The following is a 16754-nucleotide window of genomic DNA, read 5'->3' on the forward strand; positions in this document are numbered from 1 at the left end:
TGATGGGTCCACCGCATTCGGTATCGAGAAGGGTCAGCGGTGCGAGCGGTTCACCGCGGAAACCATCGCGCGCAGCGATGCCGTGGTGATCGACGGGGCGATGCCCACGCCCCACACCAGGACGCTCGTGCCGTCGGGACGCGTGACGTCGGCCTCGACGTAGGCCGCGGCGTTTGCGTCGTCGCCGGCGGACATGGCGTGCTCGGCGTAGCCGCGGACGGCCACCTGGTAACCCAGCGACTCGAGGGCGTCGACGAAGGCCGCCAGCGGGCCGTTGCCGCTGCCGGAGATCTCCTTCTCCACGCCGTCGACCTTCAGTACGGCGGCGATGGTGTCCTCACCGTCGTCGGTCTCGGCCGCGGTGACCTTCTGCCGGATGCGCTCGAGCGGCGAGATCGGGGCCAGGTACTCCTCGTGGAAGATGTCCCACATCTCCTTGGGGCTGACCTCGCCACCTTCACCGTCGGTGACCTTCTGCACGGCCTGCGAGAACTCGATCTGCAGGCGACGCGGCAGGTTCAGGCCGTGGTCGTGCTTCATGATGTACGCGATGCCGCCCTTGCCGGACTGCGAGTTCACGCGGATCACGGCCTCGTAGGTGCGGCCGACGTCCTTCGGGTCGATCGGCAGGTAGGGCACGGCCCAGGTGTGGTCGTCGACGTCGACACCGGCGGCCTCCGCATCGACCTTCATCGCGTCGATGCCCTTGTTGATCGCGTCCTGGTGGCTGCCGGAGAAGGCGGTGTAGACCAGGTCGCCGCCGTAGGGGTGGCGCTCGTGGACGGGCAGCTGGTTGCAGTACTCGACCGTGCGGCGGATCTCGTCGATGTTCGAGAAGTCGATCTGCGGGTCGACGCCACGGCTGAACATGTTCATGCCCAGGGTCACCAGGCAGACGTTGCCGGTGCGCTCACCGTTGCCGAACAGGCAGCCCTCGATGCGGTCGGCGCCGGCCTGGTAGCCCAGCTCGGCCGCGGCGACACCCGTGCCGCGGTCGTTGTGCGGGTGCAGCGACAGGATGATCGAGTCGCGCTTCGCCAGGTTGCGGTGCATCCACTCGATCGAGTCGGCGTAGACGTTGGGGGTGGCCATCTCGACCGTGGCCGGCAGGTTGATGATCACCGGGTTCTCGGGGGTCGCGCCCAGGGTCTCGACGACCGCGTCGCAGACCTCCTTGGCGTACGACAGTTCGGTGCCGGTGTACGACTCGGGGGAGTACTCCCAGCGCCAGTTGGTGTCGGGGTGGTTCTTCGCCTCCTCGAGCACCAGTTCGGCGGCGTCGGTCGCGATCTTCTTGACGGTCTCCTTGTCGGCGCGGAAGACCACGCGGCGCTGCAGGATCGACGTCGAGTTGTAGAAGTGCACGATCGCGTTCTGTGCCCCGGCGCACGCCTCGAAGGTGCGCTTGATCAGTTCGGGGCGGGACTGCGTCAGCACCTGGATGGTGACGTCGTCGGGAATCGCGCCGTCCTCGATGATCTCGCGGACGAAATCGAAATCGGTCTGGCTCGCGGACGGGAAACCGACCTCGATCTCCTTGTAACCCATGCGTACGAGCAGATCGAACATGCGCCGCTTACGAGCGGGGCTCATCGGGTCGATCAGCGCCTGGTTTCCGTCGCGCAGGTCCACGGCGCACCACGCCGGGGCACGATCGATGATCTTGTCGGGCCAGGTGCGGTCGGGCAGCGAGATCGCCTCGACCTCCTCGGCGAACGGCCGGTACCGGTAGGTCGGCATCGACGAGTTCTTCTGCTTGTTCCACGACGGCTGGTCGGCCGGGGCCGGCTTGCTCGGCGGCGTGATGGTGCGCGAGCCGGAGGTGAAAGCGTCGGCGGGTGACATGACGTAACTCCAAAGAGAAAAGGGGACCTGTGGGCCCAGATCGAATATCGACCGGCGCGTCGAAACCCCGCGACGGGAAGCCGGTCTGGTCAGATCCCGCCGCGGCGGCCGAGGAGAAGCACGCGCTGCATGTCCAGCAGTGTATCGCGCCATCCCCCACCTCGACCAAGTGGCACCTCCCACACGCGCGCGTTCCGTGTGACCGGGTGGCGGTGATGTCGTGACCCGATCGATACGAACGCGCCTGACAGAGCGGTACTTGCGCCCCTAGCGTTACCGAACGTAACTCCCACAACATCAGTAACACCGGTATCACCGATAACTCCGGTAACACGACGGGTGAAGGGCGTGTCGATGGGATCGTTGCGCACGGCGGTTGCCGGATCGTGCAGTGCACTGCTGGCACTCGGACTCATGGCGGTCTCTGCTCCCGCGGCGCATGCCGAACCCTGCGACTCCGGACCCCTCGGGTCGGGCTCCGGATCGGGTCTCCCCGGCTCGGGTTCGGGCACCGGATCCTTCGGCACGGGATCGGCCGGCCCCCGGCTCGGAAGCAGCGGATCGGGAAGCGGGGGACTCGCACCCGAAGGACCGCAGGGACCGCTTCCGGCACTCGGTCCGGGACCCACCAGCACCGTGTCCTGGGTGACCGGTCCGCGCAGCCCCAACAGGACCTTCGACAGGTTCTCCATCTCGGGAACCGACCTCGGCATCATGTGGGACAACGGGGAGGAAGGCGACGACCGCCAGATCCTCATGGCCTTCGGCGACACCTTCGGCGACTGTTCGCTGCCCGACCAGCAGTGGCGGCACAACGTCCTCATGCGCACCACCGACGCCGACCTCTCCGACGGCATCGACGTGCCCGATCCGGTGCCCGGCGACCGGCGTGCGGGTTCGCCCGTCCTGCCCTCGGCTCCCGACATCTCCCGCGAACTCGTGGGCAGTCTCGCACTCGACGGCGTCGAGATCACCGTGATCCCCACGGCCGGCATCGCCGTCGACGGCGTCCAGTACGTCAACTTCATGTCGGTGCGGTCCTGGGGCGACCACGGCGAGTGGTGGACCAACGCGTCGATGATCGCGACCTCGGCCGACAACGGGGAGACCTGGCAGCTCGACCCGACGACGGCGCGGATCAACCTGCCCCTCGACGTGCCCACGGTGCAGCAGCTGTCCACCGGGAACGAGAACTTCCAGCAGCACGCCTACGTCCGCCACGAGGGATACGTCTACGACTTCGGCACACCGCAGGGCCGGTTCGGCGCGGCCTTCGTCTCGCGCGTCCCCGAGACCGCTCTGCTGGACCTGGCCGCCTACGAGTACTGGAGCGGCGACGACTGGGTGTCCGGCGACGCCGCCGCGGCCACCCCGGTCGTGCCACCCGCAGTCGGGGAGATGTCGGTGCAGTTCCTGGGCGGTGAGTTCGTCATGCTCTACGGCAACGAGGCGAACGGCACGATCGAGATGAGGACGTCCGCGAGACCCGAGGGGCCGTGGAGCGAGGCTCGCGTGCTGGTCACCCACCGTGAGATCAGTGGTCTCTACGCTCCGTTCATCCACCCGTGGTCCACGGATACGGACCTCTACTTCACCGCCTCGCGGTGGGGTGACTACAACGTCCTGTTGTTGCGCACGACACTTTCCTGAGATGCCCCGGGTCGATGAAAGCCGCGGTCGGTAAGCTGGGCCACTGGACTTGTTCCCGAGACCCGGAGGTTGGCCAGCGTGGCACTCGTCGTCCAGAAGTACGGAGGATCCTCGGTCGCGACGGCCGAGCGGATCCGGCGCGTCGCTGAAAGGATCGTCGAGACCAAGAAGGCGGGCAACGACGTCGTGGTCGTCGTCTCGGCCATGGGAGACACGACCGACGAACTCCTCGATCTCGCGCAGCAGGTGTGCCCGGCCCCGCCGGCCCGCGAGATGGACATGCTCCTCACCTCCGGTGAGCGCATCTCCAACTCCCTCGTCGCGATGGCGATCCACTCGCTCGGCGCCGAGGCCCGGTCGTTCACCGGTTCCCAGGCCGGCGTGATCACCACGGGCAGCCACGGCAAGGCGAAGATCATCGACGTCACCCCCGGCCGCGTGCGCGCCGCCCTCGACGAGGGCAGCATCGTGCTGGTCGCCGGCTTCCAGGGCGTGAGCCAGGACAGCAAGGACATCACGACTCTCGGTCGTGGCGGTTCGGACACGACCGCCGTCGCACTCGCCGCCGCGCTGAACGCGGACGTCTGCGAGATCTACACCGACGTCGACGGCGTGTTCTCCGCGGACCCGCGCATCGTCAAGGACGCGCAGCGTCTCGAGAAGGTCTCCTTCGAGGAGATGCTCGAGCTCGCCGCGTGCGGCGCGAAGGTTCTCATGCTGCGGTGCGTGGAGTACGCCCGCCGCTACAACGTGCCCGTGCACGTTCGTTCGTCGTACACCACCAAGCCCGGCACCATCGTGTCCGGATCGATGGAGGACATCCCTGTGGAAGAGGCCCTGATCACCGGCGTTGCGCACGATCGCAGCGAAGCGAAGATCACCGTCGTCGGCATCCCCGACACCCCCGGTTACGCCGCCAAGGTGTTCCGCGCCGTCGCCGACGCCGAGATCAACATCGACATGGTGCTGCAGAACATCTCGAAGGTCGAGACCGGCAAGACCGACATCACCTTCACCTGCCCGAAGAGCGACGGCCCGCGCGCGGTCGAGCTCCTCACCAAGCAGCAGGGCGACATCGGCTTCACCCAGGTCCTCTTCGACGACCACATCGGCAAGGTCTCCCTCGTCGGTGCCGGTATGAAGAGCCACCCCGGCGTCACGGCCAAGTTCTGCGAGGCCCTCGCCGACGCCGGCATCAACATCGACCTGATCTCGACGTCGGAGATCCGCATCTCCGTGCTGGTGGATGACAACGAACTCGACGACGCCGTGCGCGCTCTGCACGCGGCATTCGAGCTCGGCGGCGACGAAGAGGCCGTCGTGCACGCAGGAACGGGGCGGTAATCGTGACCACCATTGCAGTTGTAGGCGCCACGGGGCAGGTCGGTATCGTCATGCGCACCCTCCTCGAGGAGCGCAACTTCCCGGCCGACACCGTCCGGTTCTTCGCGTCGGCCCGCTCGGCCGGCAAGAAGCTGCCGTTCCGCGGTGAGGAGATCGTGGTCGAGGACGTCGCGGCGACCTCCGACGAGGATCTGAAGGGCATCGACATCGCGCTGTTCTCGGCCGGTGGCACCCTCTCCAAGGAGCAGGCTCCGCGCTTCGCGGCCGCCGGGGCGATCGTCGTCGACAACTCGTCGGCGTGGCGCAAGGACCCCGAGGTCCCGCTCGTCGTGAGCGAGGTCAACCCGGAGCAGGTGAAGAACCCGCCGAAGGGCATCATCGCCAACCCGAACTGCACCACGATGGCCGCGATGCCGGTGCTCAAGGCACTGCACGACGAGGCCGGGCTCCAGCGCCTGATCGTGTCGAGCTACCAGGCCGTCTCCGGTAGCGGCCTGGCGGGCGTCGAGGAACTCGTCGGCCAGGTGCGCGCCGTCGCCGACGAGGCCGACAAGCTCGTCCACGCGGGCGACGCCGTCGACTTCCCGGCCCCGAACAAGTACGTCGCGCCCATCGCGTTCAACGTCGTCCCGCTCGCCGGGTCGATCGTCGACGACGGCACGGGCGAGACCGACGAGGACCAGAAGCTGCGCAACGAGTCACGCAAGATCCTCGGCCTGCCGGACCTGCTCGTCTCGGGCACGTGCGTGCGCGTTCCCGTCGTGACCGGCCACTCGCTGTCGATCAACGCCGAGTTCGAGCGGCCGCTGTCGGTCGAGCGTGCGCAGGAGCTGCTCGCGAACGCTCCGGGCGTCCGCCTCGTCGACGTGCCGACCCCGCTCGCCGCAGCGGGCGACGACGTCTCGCTCGTGGGCCGCATCCGCCAGGATCCGGGTGTTCCGGAGGGCCGCGGTCTCGCGCTCTTCGTCTCGGGTGACAACCTGCGCAAGGGTGCCGCTCTCAACACCATCCAGATCGCGGAGTTGCTCGTCTAAAGGCTCTCCGGACCTGCTCGACGGAGCGGGTGGACCTCTTCGGGTCCACCCGCTCCGTTGCGTTTCGGGCCGGACCCGGGACGCTCGAGAAATATTTACAAGCAGTCTGGACTGTTTGTTGTTTTCCCGTTACGCTGCGAAGCGTGATCCGGGACACTGCGTCGAACGGTGGTCGTACCCAGGCGCAACGCACCGCCGCGACGCGAGCCAAGCTGCTCGACGCCGCGGTCGACTCGCTCGTCGAGCACGGCTACTCGGGCACCAGCACGCAGGGCATCGCCAAACGTGCCGGAGTCTCGCGAGGCGCCCAGCTCCACCACTTCCCGACGAAGGAGAGCCTCGTCGTCGCGGCGGTCGAGCACCTCGTCGACAAGCGGCTGCAGGAGATCCTCGAGAAACGGCCCGATCCGGAGCACGGCTTCGAGGCGCTCATGGACGCCTTCTCCGGTCCGCTCTTCGCCGCAGCGCTCGAACTGTGGGTCGCGGCGCGGACCGATTCGTCCCTGCACGAGGCGATGATCCCGCTCGAACGCAAGGTCTCGGACGCGCTCCGCACGGGCTGCCTGGAGATCATGGGCGACAGGGTCTCGCCCGACCACATCGACCTCAGCATCGAAATCGCCCGGGGCTTCGCCGTCTCGGCCCTGATGCGTACCCCCGAATCCGATCGAGAATTCCGGGAGCGCCTGCTCCCGGTCTGGAAGGCGCTGGTGATGAAATGAGTCTCGCACTGCTTCCCGATCACGTGCACACGCTCGTCGTCGGCGCGGGCTTCGGCGGCATCGGCATGACCGCAACACTGTTGCGCGAGAACCCCGATGCCGACGTCCTCGTCCTCGAGCGCGGTGACGACGTCGGCGGAACCTGGCGTGTGAACACCTATCCCGGTGCCGCATGCGATGTTCCGAGTGCGCTGTACTCGTTCTCCTTTGCGCCCGAACCCGACTGGTCGCGAGCGCACGGCACCCAGGAGGAGATCTACGCGTACCTCCGCCGCGTCGCACGTGAGCAGGGCGTGACCGACCGGACGATGTTCGGGTGCGAACTGCGCGAGGCCCAATGGGACGCCGAACGTGCCGTGTGGCGGATCTCCACCTCCCGCGGCGACCTGACGGCCGACGTGCTCGTCGCCGCGACCGGTGCCCTCTCCACACCCACCTACCCGAAGGTGCCCGGCCTGGAGTTGTTCCGCGGCAAGAAGTTCCACTCGGCCGAATGGGATCACGACCACGACCTCACGGGTGAGCGTGTCGCCGTCATCGGCACCGGCGCCTCGGCCATCCAGTTCGTGCCGGCGATCGTCGACCGCGTCGAACACCTCACGCTGTTCCAGCGCACCGCCTCCTGGGTGATGCCCAAGCACGACCACGTCATCGCGCGGTCGGTCCGCACGCTCTACCGGCGCTTCCCCGTGGCGCAGAAGCTCATGCGCGGATTCGTGTACGGGCAGAAGGAAATCTACGTCGTCGGCATGACGAAGCCCTTCGCCCGCAAGTACCTCCTGCCGCTGTTCGAGGTCCGGGCACGGCAGGTGCTGCGCAAGAACGTGCGCGATCCCGAGCTGCGCAAGCGCCTGACCCCCGATTTCGCGATCACCTGCAAGCGGATCCTGTTGTCCAACGACTGGTTCCCCGCCATCACCCGGCCGAAGGTGGACGTGGTGTCCTCCGGTCTGGCCGCGGTCACCGAGAACGGCGTCGTCGACGACAAGGGCACCGAGTACCCGGTCGACACCATCATCTTCGGCACCGGCTTCACGCCGACGGAACCGCCCGTCGCGCACCACATCCGCAGTGGCGACGGCCGCACCCTCGCCGAGGCCTGGGACGGCAGCCCCTCGGCCTATCTCGGCATCACCGTGCCCGGCTTCCCCAATCTGTTCCTCATGTACGGCCCCAACACCAATCTCGGCCACAGCTCGATCGTGTACATGCTCGAATCCCAGGCCGATTACATCTCCGACGCGCTGCGCACGATGGAGCGTCGCGGCATCTCGGCCGTGGAGGTGCGTGACGACGCGGTGCGCCGCTACACCGCCGATCTCGACCCGGCGCTGAACAACACGGTCTGGAACCAGGGCGGTTGCAGCAGCTGGTACATCGACGAGAAGGGCCGCAACTCCGTGATGTGGCCGACCTTCACGTGGCAGTACCGGGCGCGGACCAAGCAGTTCGACCCGGAGAGCTACACCGAGCACCGCGCGACGGCAGGAGCAGGCGCATGACCCATTACGACGTCCTCGTCATCGGATCCGGATTCGGCGGCAGCGTCGCAGCGCTGCGCGCCACCGAGAAGGGATACAAGGTAGGTGTTCTCGAGGCCGGACGGCGCTTCGAGGACGACGAGCTGCCCGAGACGAGCTGGCGGCTGCGCAAGTACCTGTGGGCACCGCAGCTGGGGTGCTACGGGGTGCAGCGCATGCACCTGCTGCCCAATGTGCTCGTCATGGCCGGAGCGGGGGTGGGCGGCGGGTCGCTGAACTACGCCAACACCCTGTACAAGCCGCCGACGCCGTTCTTCCGCGACCCGCAGTGGGGTCACATCACCGACTGGGAAGCGGAACTGACCCCGTACTACGACCAGGCGGCACGGATGCTCGGCGTCCGACCCAATCCCAGCACCACGCCCGCGGACGAGGTGATGCGTCAGGTCGCCGACGAGATGGGTGTCGGTCACACCTACACGACGACCCCGGTCGGCGTGTTCTTCGACGAGCCCGGCAGGACGGTGCCCGACCCGTTCTTCGGCGGTGCCGGCCCCGACCGCACCGGCTGCACCGAGTGCGGCAGCTGCATGACGGGTTGCCGTGTGGGAGCGAAGAACACGCTCGTCAAGAACTACCTCTACCTCGCCGAGAAGGCCGGCGCGCACATCCACGCCCTCACGACGGTGACCCGTGTGGTGCCCCGCGCCGGTGGTGGATACGAGGTCCACACCCGCAGCACGAACGGCATCAGGAAGCGCCGCAAGGTCTTCACCGCCGACCAGGTGGTGATCGCCGCCGGTACCTACGGCACGGCGCGCCTGCTGCTCGCGAGCCGCGAGACCGGCGACCTGCCGAACCTGTCTCCGGCCCTCGGCACCGTGGTGCGCACCAACTCCGAGGCGGTGCTCGCCGCGACCGCGCAGGACCGCGTCGTCGACTACACGAAGGGCGTGGCCATCACGTCGTCCTTCCATCCGGACGACCACACCCACATCGAACCGGTGCGGTACGGCAAGGGCAGCAACCTGATCGGTCTGCTCCAGGCACTGCTCGTCGACGGTGGCACGCGGATGCCGCGACTGCTGAAGTTCTTCGGTGTCGCCGCGAAGAATCCCGCTGCCTTCCTCCGCTCGCTGTCGGTGCGGAACTGGTCCGAGCGCACGGTCATCGCTCTGGTCATGCAGACCGACGACAACTCGCTCGAGCTCGCGACCCGGCGCACGCCGATCGGCCGGGGCCTGACCAGCAAGCAGGGGCCGGGCACCCCGCCGCCCGAGTGGATCCCGGTGGGCCACGAGGCGGTTCGCCGCGTCGCCGACAAGATCGACGGCGACGCCGGCGGTTCGATCGCCGACCTGTTCAACATTCCGATGACCGCACACTTCCTCGGTGGGTGTGCGATCGGCGATTCACCGCGTACCGGCACCGTCGACCCGTACCTGCGTGTCTACGGGCACGAGGGTCTGCACGTCGTCGACGGCTCCGCGGTGAGCGCCAACCTCGGCGTGAACCCGTCCCTCACGATCACCGCGCAGGCCGAACGTGCGCTGGCGCTGTGGCCGAACAAGGGGGAGAAGGACAACCGGCCTCCGCTCGGGTCGGCCTACGAACCCGTGCAACCCGTGCAGCCCGTGCGACCGGTCGTGCCCGTCGAGGCCCCGGCGGCGCTGCGACTCCCCATCACTCCCGTTCGGAAGGAGAGCGCCCGTGCTCTGGACAGTGCCTGAGAGCGAGGACGAACGCACCGACTATCCGGTCTCGCCGCCACCGCCCTGGCCGGCCGCCGTGCGGGCCACCCTGTGGTGGCATCGCAGCACCCCGGACGCCGCCCAGTACGGGCCGACCGGCGCGACCCTGCCCATCACCCTCGCAATGATGGTCGACTACCTCGACTCGCCGGTCGGGCCGTACCGCGAGGTGCTGGCCAGCCCGGTGCTGCGTCGTGGCGTGATTCCGGCGATGGCGGTGCCGTTCATCGCCGTCGACTCCGAACCGTCGGTACACGGTGGTCGTGAGCACTGGAAGCTGCCGAAGGTACTCGCGAAGTTCGACGGGGACGTCCTCGGCGACTTCTCCGCGACCGGCGCCCGATGGAGCGTGGCCACCTCGGCCGCGCCGAAGGGGCCGGAACTGCCGATCGCGGGTGGACTGACCTTCGCCCAGCCGATCCCCGGCGGCGCCGTCGAACGCGCCACCGCCCGGCTGCGGGGGAAGTTCCGCTACGCACGGGTGACCGTCGCGGCGGAGGGACCGACGCTGAGCCGCTGGCTTCGCCCCGGCGCCCACCACGGCATCGTCATCACCTCCGGACGGATGTCCACGGGCGCGTCGCGAGTCGTGTCGCGTATGTAGGTCAGCCGGTGTCGTGGGTGCGCCGCGGTGCCGGCTGCACCCACGACGCCAGCAGGTTCATCGCCTCGCGGGACGATGAATCGGGCGCGGTGGAGTAGAGGAACAACGTCTGGTTCGGGTCGTCGGGGAAGGTGAGCGATTCGAAGTCCACGGTGAGCTCGCCGACCACCGGATGGTTCAGGTGCTTCGATCCGTGCGTGCGCCGGTGGACCTGGTGCTCGGACCACCAGTGCCGGAACTCGGGACTCGCGAGCGAGAGCTCACCGACCAGTTGTTGCGCCAGCGGGTCGTCGGGGGTCGTGCCGACGTCGAGGCGCAGACTCTCCACCGCCGTCCGGGCCTGTTGTTCCCAGTCGGCGAACAGGTTCCGGGCCTCCGGGCTCAGCAGCATCCAACGCGCGTAGTTGCGCTCCCGTGGTGGCATCGCGTCGAAGTCGGCGAACAACGCCCGCGCCATCCGGTTGGTGGCGAGCACGTCGGTGCGATGGCCGAGGACCAGCGCGGGCTGCGAGTCGAGACCGTCGAGCAGTTGGTACAGGCCGGGCCGCACGCGTTGGACCGCGCCGCGGCTGCGTCGGCCGGGTCGGGTCGACGCGCCGATCAGGTCGTCGAGATGGGTGCGACCCGCATCGTCCAGACCCAGGGCCCGCGCGAGCGCGTCGAGAACCTGGCGTGACGGGACGATCCGACGGCCCTGCTCGAGTCGGGTGTAGTAGTCGGTGGACACCCCGGCGAGCAGGGCGACTTCTTCGCGCCGCAGTCCCGGCACCCGCCGTACGCGCCCGTCCTCCGGCAGCCCGGCGTCGTCGGGTTCGCGTGCGGCGCGGGCACGGCGCAGGAAGTCCGCCAGTTCGTGATTTCTGGGAGCGGCCACCCGGTCATTGTCTCTCCCGGAAGGCGATCGTGCCTGGTCCTCCCAGTCCTATGTTGCCGGATCCGAGGCTGCCGGAGACCAGGACGGGCAGGGCCGACGGTGTGCTCCCACGGGGCATGTTCGAGCGGGATTCTGGAATCACCCCGGCGGCGGACCCCGCCCCGGAGATTCGAAAGGACAAGAATCATGCTCGAATCCACCACCACCACAACTTGGTTCGTCACCGGTGCCTCGCGGGGTCTCGGTCTCGAGATCGTCGCTCAGCTCCTCCGGCGCGGCGACGACGTTGCGACCACGACGCGCTCGGTCGAGCGTCTGACCGCCGCCCTCGACTACATCGGTACCGGCCGGCTCCTTCCGCTCCGGGTCGACCTGACCGATCAGGAGCAGGTCGCCGCGGCCGTCGCGCAGACCCGGGAGCACTTCGGCGGACTCGATGTCATCGTCAACAACGCCGGCTACGGATATCTCTCCGCCGTCGAGGAGATCGCCGATGCCGACGCCCACGCGATGTTCGACGTGCAGATCTTCGGGGTGCTGAACGTGCTGCGGGCGGCGCTTCCGGCGTTCAGGAGCAACCGTCGCGGGCACATCGTCAACGTCTCGTCGATCCTGGGGCTCACGACCTTCCCGGGCTGGGGACTCTACAGCGCGGGAAAGTTCGCGCTCGAGGCCCTGACGGAAGCGCTCGCCGCGGAGGTCGCCGATCTCGGTATCGGGGTGAACCTGATCGAGCCGGGATACGTGCGGACCGATTTCCTGACGAACGACTCGCTCGCACTTCCCGATTCGACACTCGGTGAGTATCCGGCCGTGCGGGAGACGACCGAGGCGCACCGGGCGATGCACGGGACCCAGCTCGGAGATCCCGTGAAGGTCGCGGCCGCGATCATCGAGGTCGCCGTCTCGGGTACCGCTCCGCTGCACCAGTTCCTCGGTTCGGACTCGCTCTCGTTCGCCGAGGCGCGGGTGAAGGCCCTGCAGGCGGACATCGACGCATCCCGGGCGCTGGCGGGCACCGACCACACCGACCTCTGATCCGATCGGAGACCCGAAGTGGGGCGTGACGGGCACCGCACCGATCCTTTTCTTGACTTATTCCAGAAAAGGGGCATACTTGGTGTCATGCAACAAGGACACGAGCATCACTTCGACCCCAAGGAGCAACTGCGCTCCGTGGGTCTGCGGGTGACCGCTCCCCGCGTTGCCGTACTGAGAACCGTTGCCGAGCATCCGCATTCCGATGCGGACGGAATCGCCGCCCACGTGCGCGACGAACTCGGCTCGGTGTCGACGCAGGCCGTGTACGACGTACTCAAGGCATGCGTGGGGAACGGGTTGCTCCGCCGGATCGAACCGGCCGGATCACCCGCACGGTACGAGACCCGCATCGGCGACAACCACCACCACCTCGTGTGCCGCGCATGCGGCACGGTCGTCGACATCGACTGCGTCGTCGGGGCCGCACCCTGCCTGACGCCGTCCGACGACCACGGCTTCGTCATCGACGAAGCAGAGGTCACCTTCTGGGGCCTGTGCCCCGATTGCCGCGCCGACTAGCTGTTGCGGGTCATGACGTTGTAGACACCACCAGGGGCTGACGAAGGCGGACGGGCCTTCCGACGGCAGGATGGGAAGTACCACCAACTCATCCGCCGAACGAAAGAACCCGTCCGTGCTCCACCGTAACGCCCCGCTGTCCGTCGAAGGTCGCCGCCGTCTCGTCGAGCGGTGCCAGACTCGTCCGCTGTCCCATGTCGCCGCCGAGATGGGGATCTCCCGGGCCTGCGCCAGCAAATGGATGGCCCGCTACCGCGAACACGGTGAACTCGGCCTGCTCGACCGCCCCAGCGTCCCGCACCACCAGCCCACCGCGACCCCGGCCAAGACCGTGGCGCGGATCGAGACCCTGCGACGGAAGCACAAGTGGTCCGCGGCTCGTATCGCACACGAGCTCGCCGCCGACGGCATCAGCATCTCGGTACGCACCGTCAGCCGGCACCTCGCTCACCTCGGCTTGAACCGGCGCAGGTTCCTCGATCCGAACGGCGAGAACAACCGCCAGCCACGCCGGATCATCGCCCGCTGGCCCGGCCACATGGTGCACGTCGACATCAAAAAAGTCGGCCGAATCCCCGACGGCGGTGGCTGGCGGGTCCACGGCAAGGGCTCGGATCAGGCCAAGAAAGTCGAGCGCGCCAAGACCGCCGGTGCCCGCGCCGGCTACGTCTACCTGCACTCGGCGGTCGACGGGTTCTCCCGCCTCGCCTACACCGAGGCCCTGGCCGACGAGAAAGCCGCCACGGCAATTGGGTTCATGCACCGGGCGAGAGTGTTCTTCGCCGCCCACGGCATCGTGCACATCCACCGGGTGGTCACCGACAACGGGTCCTGCTACCGGGCGAAGGACTTCGCGAAAGTGCTCCACGGTGGCCGGCATCAACGGATCACCCCGTACACCCCTCGTCACAACGGGAAGGTCGAGCGCTACAACCGGATTCTGGCCGAGGAGTTCCTCTACGCCCGCGTCTGGGTCAGCGAACGGCAACGCGCCCAGGCGCTACAGGTGTGGAATGTGCACTACAACTATCATCGTCCGCATACTGCCGTCGGTAATCGGCCGCCCGCGAGCAAACTCCGGACCGGTGTCACCAACGTCATGGCCTCATACAACTAGCGCCCACTCGCTTCACCGGTGGTCCGGCCCCTCCGCGGGGCCGAACCACCGGCTTCGTGTCCCGAGACCCGGAACACCCGTATTCGGAGGTCACCATGACGAATGCCCGTTACACCACGAACAACGTCGGTATCCCCGTCGCCAGCGACAACGAGTCGCTGACCGCCGGCACCCAGGGCCCGATCCTGCTCCACGACCACTACCTGGTCGAGAAGCTCGCGCACTTCAACCGCGAGCGGGTGCCCGAGCGCGTCGTGCACGCCAAGGGCGCCGGCGCGTTCGGTGAGCTCGTCGTCACCGAGGACGTCTCCGCCTACACGAAGGCCAAGCTGTTCCAGCCGGGCGCGAAAACCGAGATGCTGGCACGCTTCTCGACGGTCGCCGGTGAACAGGGCAGCCCCGACACCTGGCGCGACCCGCGCGGTTTCGCTCTGAAGTTCTACACCGAGGACGGGAACTACGACCTGGTCGGCAACAACACGCCGATCTTCTTCATCAAGGACCCGATCAAGTTCCCCGACTTCATCCACTCGCAGAAGCGTCTGCCCGGCTCCGGCCTGCGCGACCACACGATGCAGTGGGACTTCTGGACCCTGCGCCCCGAGACCGCACACCAGGTCACCTGGCTGATGGGTGACCGTGGCCTGCCGCGCACGTGGCGCCACATGGACGGCTTCGGTTCGCACACCTACCAGTGGAGCAACGCCGACGGTGAGCGCTTCTGGGTGAAGTACCACTTCAAGACCGACCAGGGCATCGAGTTCCTCACCCAGGACGAGGCCGACCGCCTCGCCGGCTCGGATCCCGACTACCACCGCGCCGACCTCTACACGGCGATCGAGCGCGGCGAGTTCCCGAGCTGGACGCTCCACGTGCAGATCATGCCGGTCGCGGAGGCGGAGAACTACCGGTTCAACCCGTTCGACCTGACCAAGGTGTGGTCGCAGAAGGACTACCCCCTGATCAAGGTCGGCACCATGACCTTGAACCGCAACCCGCGCAACTTCTTCGCGGAGATCGAGCAGGCCGCGTTCGCCCCGTCGAACGTCGTGCCGGGCATCGGATTCTCGCCCGACAAGATGCTGCTCGGCCGCGTGTTCTCCTACGCCGACGCCCACCGCTACCGCATCGGTGTCAACCACGCACAGCTGCCGGTGAACTCCGCGAAGGCCGCCCGTGTCGACTCCTACAGCAAGGAGGGCAACATGGCCTACACCTTCAACGATCCGCAGACCCCGGTCTACGCGCCGAACAGCTTCGGTGGTCCGCATGCCGATCCCGAGCGGGCCGGCGACGAAGGTCTGTGGAACTTCGGAACCGAGGCCGTGCGTGCGGGATACGTGCAGCACCCCGAGGACGACGACTTCGGTCAGGCGGGCACCCTCGTCCGCGACGTGATGGACGACGCGGCACGCGAACGCCTCGTGAACAACATCGTCGGACACGTCCTCGGCGGTACCTCGGAGGCGCTCTACGAGCGGATCTTCGAGTACTGGCGCAACGTCGACGAGGAGCTCGGCAAGCGGGTCGAGGCGGGCGTGCGCGCCGGAGCCTGACCCGTCACCGGGGGAGATGCGGCGGGATCAGAGCAGTCCCCACCAGTAGATCAGGGCTGCCAGCGCCAGCACGATCAGCGTGGTGTCCATGTCGCTCTCCCTCCATCCGACGGCAACAACTCCATCTTCCTCGCACACGAGGAGTCCGGCACAGACGGCAGGGTCGTCCACCTCTTACGGTGGGCGGCCCTGCCGGCGTCTGCGAACATATCGGCTGTTCGAACACGCGTGTGACAGCTGTGTCGGCTGTGGTTGTTAGGTTGGAGATCCGGGCCGGCGTCGTCACGCGGGGCCGGGTTCGCGCTCGTTCGTCGAAAGGTGTTGTCCGACATGGTGATGGGTCCTACCCATGCAGTATCCGGGGCGCTGGTGGGGCTCGTCGTCGCAGATCTGCTTCCTCCCGACTGGGGTGCACCCGCGTCCACCGCGGAGACCTTCGCCTTCGCGGCGGTGTGTTCGGGGGCGGCCCTGCTTCCGGATCTCGACACGGCACAGTCGACGGTCGCGAGGTCGTTCGGGCCCGTGAGCCAGACCTTCGCCAAGGGCATCGACGCGGTCTCGCTCGGCTACTACTCGCTCACCAAGGGCAGCCGCGACCGGAAGCGGCGCGGCGGGCACCGCACCATGACGCACACCGCGCTGTTCGCGGCACTGCTCGGAGCCGGAGTCTCGGCGCTCGTCGCGAGCTTCGGCAGGGAAGCGATCATCGGGGTCCTGTTCGTCACTCTCGGTCTCGCGTTGCGTGGGTTGTTCGGATCGTGGGCGAAGAAGCGCGGGTGGGTGGTCGTCACCCTGAGCGCGGCAGTGCTGTCGATCCTGTCGTGGACGTGGTTCCCGCAGGAGGTCGCGTCGACGGGCCTGGGGGTCGCGGTGGCCCTCGGATGCGCGACACACTGCCTCGGCGACGCCATCACCAAGGAGGGCATCCCCTTCCTCGCGCCGTTCGTGCCCTGGCGCGGGTCGCGCTGGTGGGAGATCAAGCTGCCGTCGGCGTTGTCCATCCGTGCGGGTGGGCCGTTCGAGCTCGGCATCCTCGGTCCGGCTCTCACCGTTGCGGCGGTCGCGATGGCCGTCTGGTCGGTCGACGGCGCGCCCGAACACATCCTCGGCACGTTGGAGGCGTCGGGCCTGTCGTTCTGGAGCGAGGGCACCGCACACCGGTAGCGGTACTGGAGAATAAAGAGAACTTGTTCTATTTTTGCGGAGTCCGTGCCCG

Annotated in this window: 15 protein-coding genes; 12 read left to right on the forward strand and 3 right to left on the reverse strand. The window is 67.8% G+C overall.

Annotated elements, in window-relative coordinates:
• Nucleotides 1–33: 33 nt before the first annotated feature.
• The gene (gene leuA / locus LPH33_RS01810) at nucleotides 34–1845 is read right to left on the reverse strand and encodes a 2-isopropylmalate synthase (RefSeq protein WP_016693201.1); all 1812 of its coding nucleotides are present in this window, start codon (nucleotides 1843–1845) and stop codon (nucleotides 34–36) included.
• A 354-nt stretch (nucleotides 1846–2199) separates the two neighbouring features.
• Here leuA and LPH33_RS01815 point away from each other — a divergent pair, with 354 nt between their 5' ends.
• The 7 genes from LPH33_RS01815 (at nucleotide 2200) to LPH33_RS01845 (ending at nucleotide 10431) form a co-directional block, all read left to right on the forward strand.
• Nucleotides 2200–3495, forward strand: coding sequence for a DUF4185 domain-containing protein (locus LPH33_RS01815; protein WP_145690976.1), 1296 nt, complete (start codon nucleotides 2200–2202; stop codon nucleotides 3493–3495).
• Between the two features lie 78 nt (nucleotides 3496–3573).
• Complete coding sequence (locus LPH33_RS01820; RefSeq protein ID WP_088898810.1) at nucleotides 3574–4839, forward strand: aspartate kinase; 1266 nt, start codon at nucleotides 3574–3576, stop codon at nucleotides 4837–4839.
• A 2-nt stretch (nucleotides 4840–4841) separates the two neighbouring features.
• Nucleotides 4842–5873, forward strand: a complete 1032-nt coding sequence (locus LPH33_RS01825; protein ID WP_145690975.1) for an aspartate-semialdehyde dehydrogenase — start codon at nucleotides 4842–4844, stop codon at nucleotides 5871–5873.
• Between the two features lie 143 nt (nucleotides 5874–6016).
• Entirely contained in the window at nucleotides 6017–6595 is a 579-nt protein-coding gene (locus tag LPH33_RS01830; protein ID WP_229566866.1) for a TetR/AcrR family transcriptional regulator, read from the forward strand.
• Nucleotides 6592–8097: a flavin-containing monooxygenase gene (locus LPH33_RS01835; RefSeq protein WP_088898807.1), complete on the forward strand. Its 1506-nt coding sequence runs from the start codon at nucleotides 6592–6594 to the stop codon at nucleotides 8095–8097. Before LPH33_RS01830 ends, LPH33_RS01835 begins: the two co-directional genes overlap by 4 nt.
• Nucleotides 8094–9806: an FAD-dependent oxidoreductase gene (locus LPH33_RS01840; protein WP_026061351.1), complete on the forward strand. Its 1713-nt coding sequence runs from the start codon at nucleotides 8094–8096 to the stop codon at nucleotides 9804–9806. The genes LPH33_RS01835 and LPH33_RS01840 overlap by 4 nt, the downstream gene beginning before the upstream one ends.
• On the forward strand, nucleotides 9799–10431 hold the full coding sequence (locus LPH33_RS01845; protein ID WP_229568238.1) for an acetoacetate decarboxylase family protein: 633 nt from the start codon (nucleotides 9799–9801) through the stop codon (nucleotides 10429–10431). The genes LPH33_RS01840 and LPH33_RS01845 overlap by 8 nt, the downstream gene beginning before the upstream one ends.
• A gap of 1 nt (nucleotide 10432) precedes the next feature.
• Here the strand turns inward: LPH33_RS01845 and LPH33_RS01850 are convergent, their stop codons facing one another.
• Nucleotides 10433–11305 (reverse strand): helix-turn-helix transcriptional regulator, encoded by an 873-nt coding sequence (locus LPH33_RS01850; protein ID WP_229566868.1) that lies wholly within the window; start codon nucleotides 11303–11305, stop codon nucleotides 10433–10435.
• A 186-nt stretch (nucleotides 11306–11491) separates the two neighbouring features.
• On the opposite strand from LPH33_RS01850, the gene LPH33_RS01855 reads away from it, so the two are divergent.
• The 4 genes from LPH33_RS01855 (at nucleotide 11492) to LPH33_RS01870 (ending at nucleotide 15538) form a co-directional block, all read left to right on the forward strand.
• Nucleotides 11492–12343, forward strand: coding sequence for an SDR family NAD(P)-dependent oxidoreductase (locus LPH33_RS01855; protein ID WP_229566869.1), 852 nt, complete (start codon nucleotides 11492–11494; stop codon nucleotides 12341–12343).
• Nucleotides 12344–12430: 87 nt separating this feature from the next.
• Entirely contained in the window at nucleotides 12431–12865 is a 435-nt protein-coding gene (locus LPH33_RS01860; RefSeq protein ID WP_024102806.1) for a Fur family transcriptional regulator, read from the forward strand.
• 115 nt (nucleotides 12866–12980) lie between these two features.
• Nucleotides 12981–13982: an IS481-like element ISRae1 family transposase gene (locus LPH33_RS01865; RefSeq protein WP_229566871.1), complete on the forward strand. Its 1002-nt coding sequence runs from the start codon at nucleotides 12981–12983 to the stop codon at nucleotides 13980–13982.
• A gap of 95 nt (nucleotides 13983–14077) precedes the next feature.
• On the forward strand, nucleotides 14078–15538 hold the full coding sequence (locus tag LPH33_RS01870) for a catalase (protein ID WP_229566872.1): 1461 nt from the start codon (nucleotides 14078–14080) through the stop codon (nucleotides 15536–15538).
• Between the two features lie 27 nt (nucleotides 15539–15565).
• On the opposite strand, the gene LPH33_RS01875 is transcribed toward LPH33_RS01870, so the two are convergent.
• Nucleotides 15566–15709, reverse strand: a complete 144-nt coding sequence (locus LPH33_RS01875; RefSeq protein ID WP_160876060.1) for a hypothetical protein — start codon at nucleotides 15707–15709, stop codon at nucleotides 15566–15568.
• A gap of 159 nt (nucleotides 15710–15868) precedes the next feature.
• Here LPH33_RS01875 and LPH33_RS01880 point away from each other — a divergent pair, with 159 nt between their 5' ends.
• Nucleotides 15869–16702, forward strand: coding sequence for a metal-dependent hydrolase (locus LPH33_RS01880; RefSeq protein WP_088898844.1), 834 nt, complete (start codon nucleotides 15869–15871; stop codon nucleotides 16700–16702).
• The last annotated feature ends 52 nt before the right edge of the window (nucleotides 16703–16754 follow it).

It is taken from the genome of Rhodococcus sp. RDE2 (genome assembly GCF_020885655.1).
In the GTDB taxonomy this organism is placed as follows: Bacteria; Actinomycetota; Actinomycetes; order Mycobacteriales; family Mycobacteriaceae; genus Rhodococcus; species Rhodococcus pyridinivorans.

Bases quoted from the DNA above. Each gene is read 5' to 3' on its own strand.
- LPH33_RS01880 (WP_088898844.1), top strand. From the start codon at position 15,869: ATGGTGATGGGTCCTACCCATGCAGTATCCGGGGCGCTGGTGGGGCTC.
- LPH33_RS01855 (WP_229566869.1), top strand. From the start codon at position 11,492: ATGCTCGAATCCACCACCACCACAACTTGGTTCGTCACCGGTGCCTCG.
- LPH33_RS01870 (WP_229566872.1), top strand. From the start codon at position 14,078: ATGACGAATGCCCGTTACACCACGAACAACGTCGGTATCCCCGTCGCC.
- LPH33_RS01835 (WP_088898807.1), top strand. From the start codon at position 6,592: ATGAGTCTCGCACTGCTTCCCGATCACGTGCACACGCTCGTCGTCGGC.
- leuA (WP_016693201.1), bottom strand. From the start codon at position 1,845: ATGTCACCCGCCGACGCTTTCACCTCCGGCTCGCGCACCATCACGCCG.
- LPH33_RS01840 (WP_026061351.1), top strand. From the start codon at position 8,094: ATGACCCATTACGACGTCCTCGTCATCGGATCCGGATTCGGCGGCAGC.
- LPH33_RS01815 (WP_145690976.1), top strand. From the start codon at position 2,200: ATGGGATCGTTGCGCACGGCGGTTGCCGGATCGTGCAGTGCACTGCTG.
- LPH33_RS01860 (WP_024102806.1), top strand. From the start codon at position 12,431: ATGCAACAAGGACACGAGCATCACTTCGACCCCAAGGAGCAACTGCGC.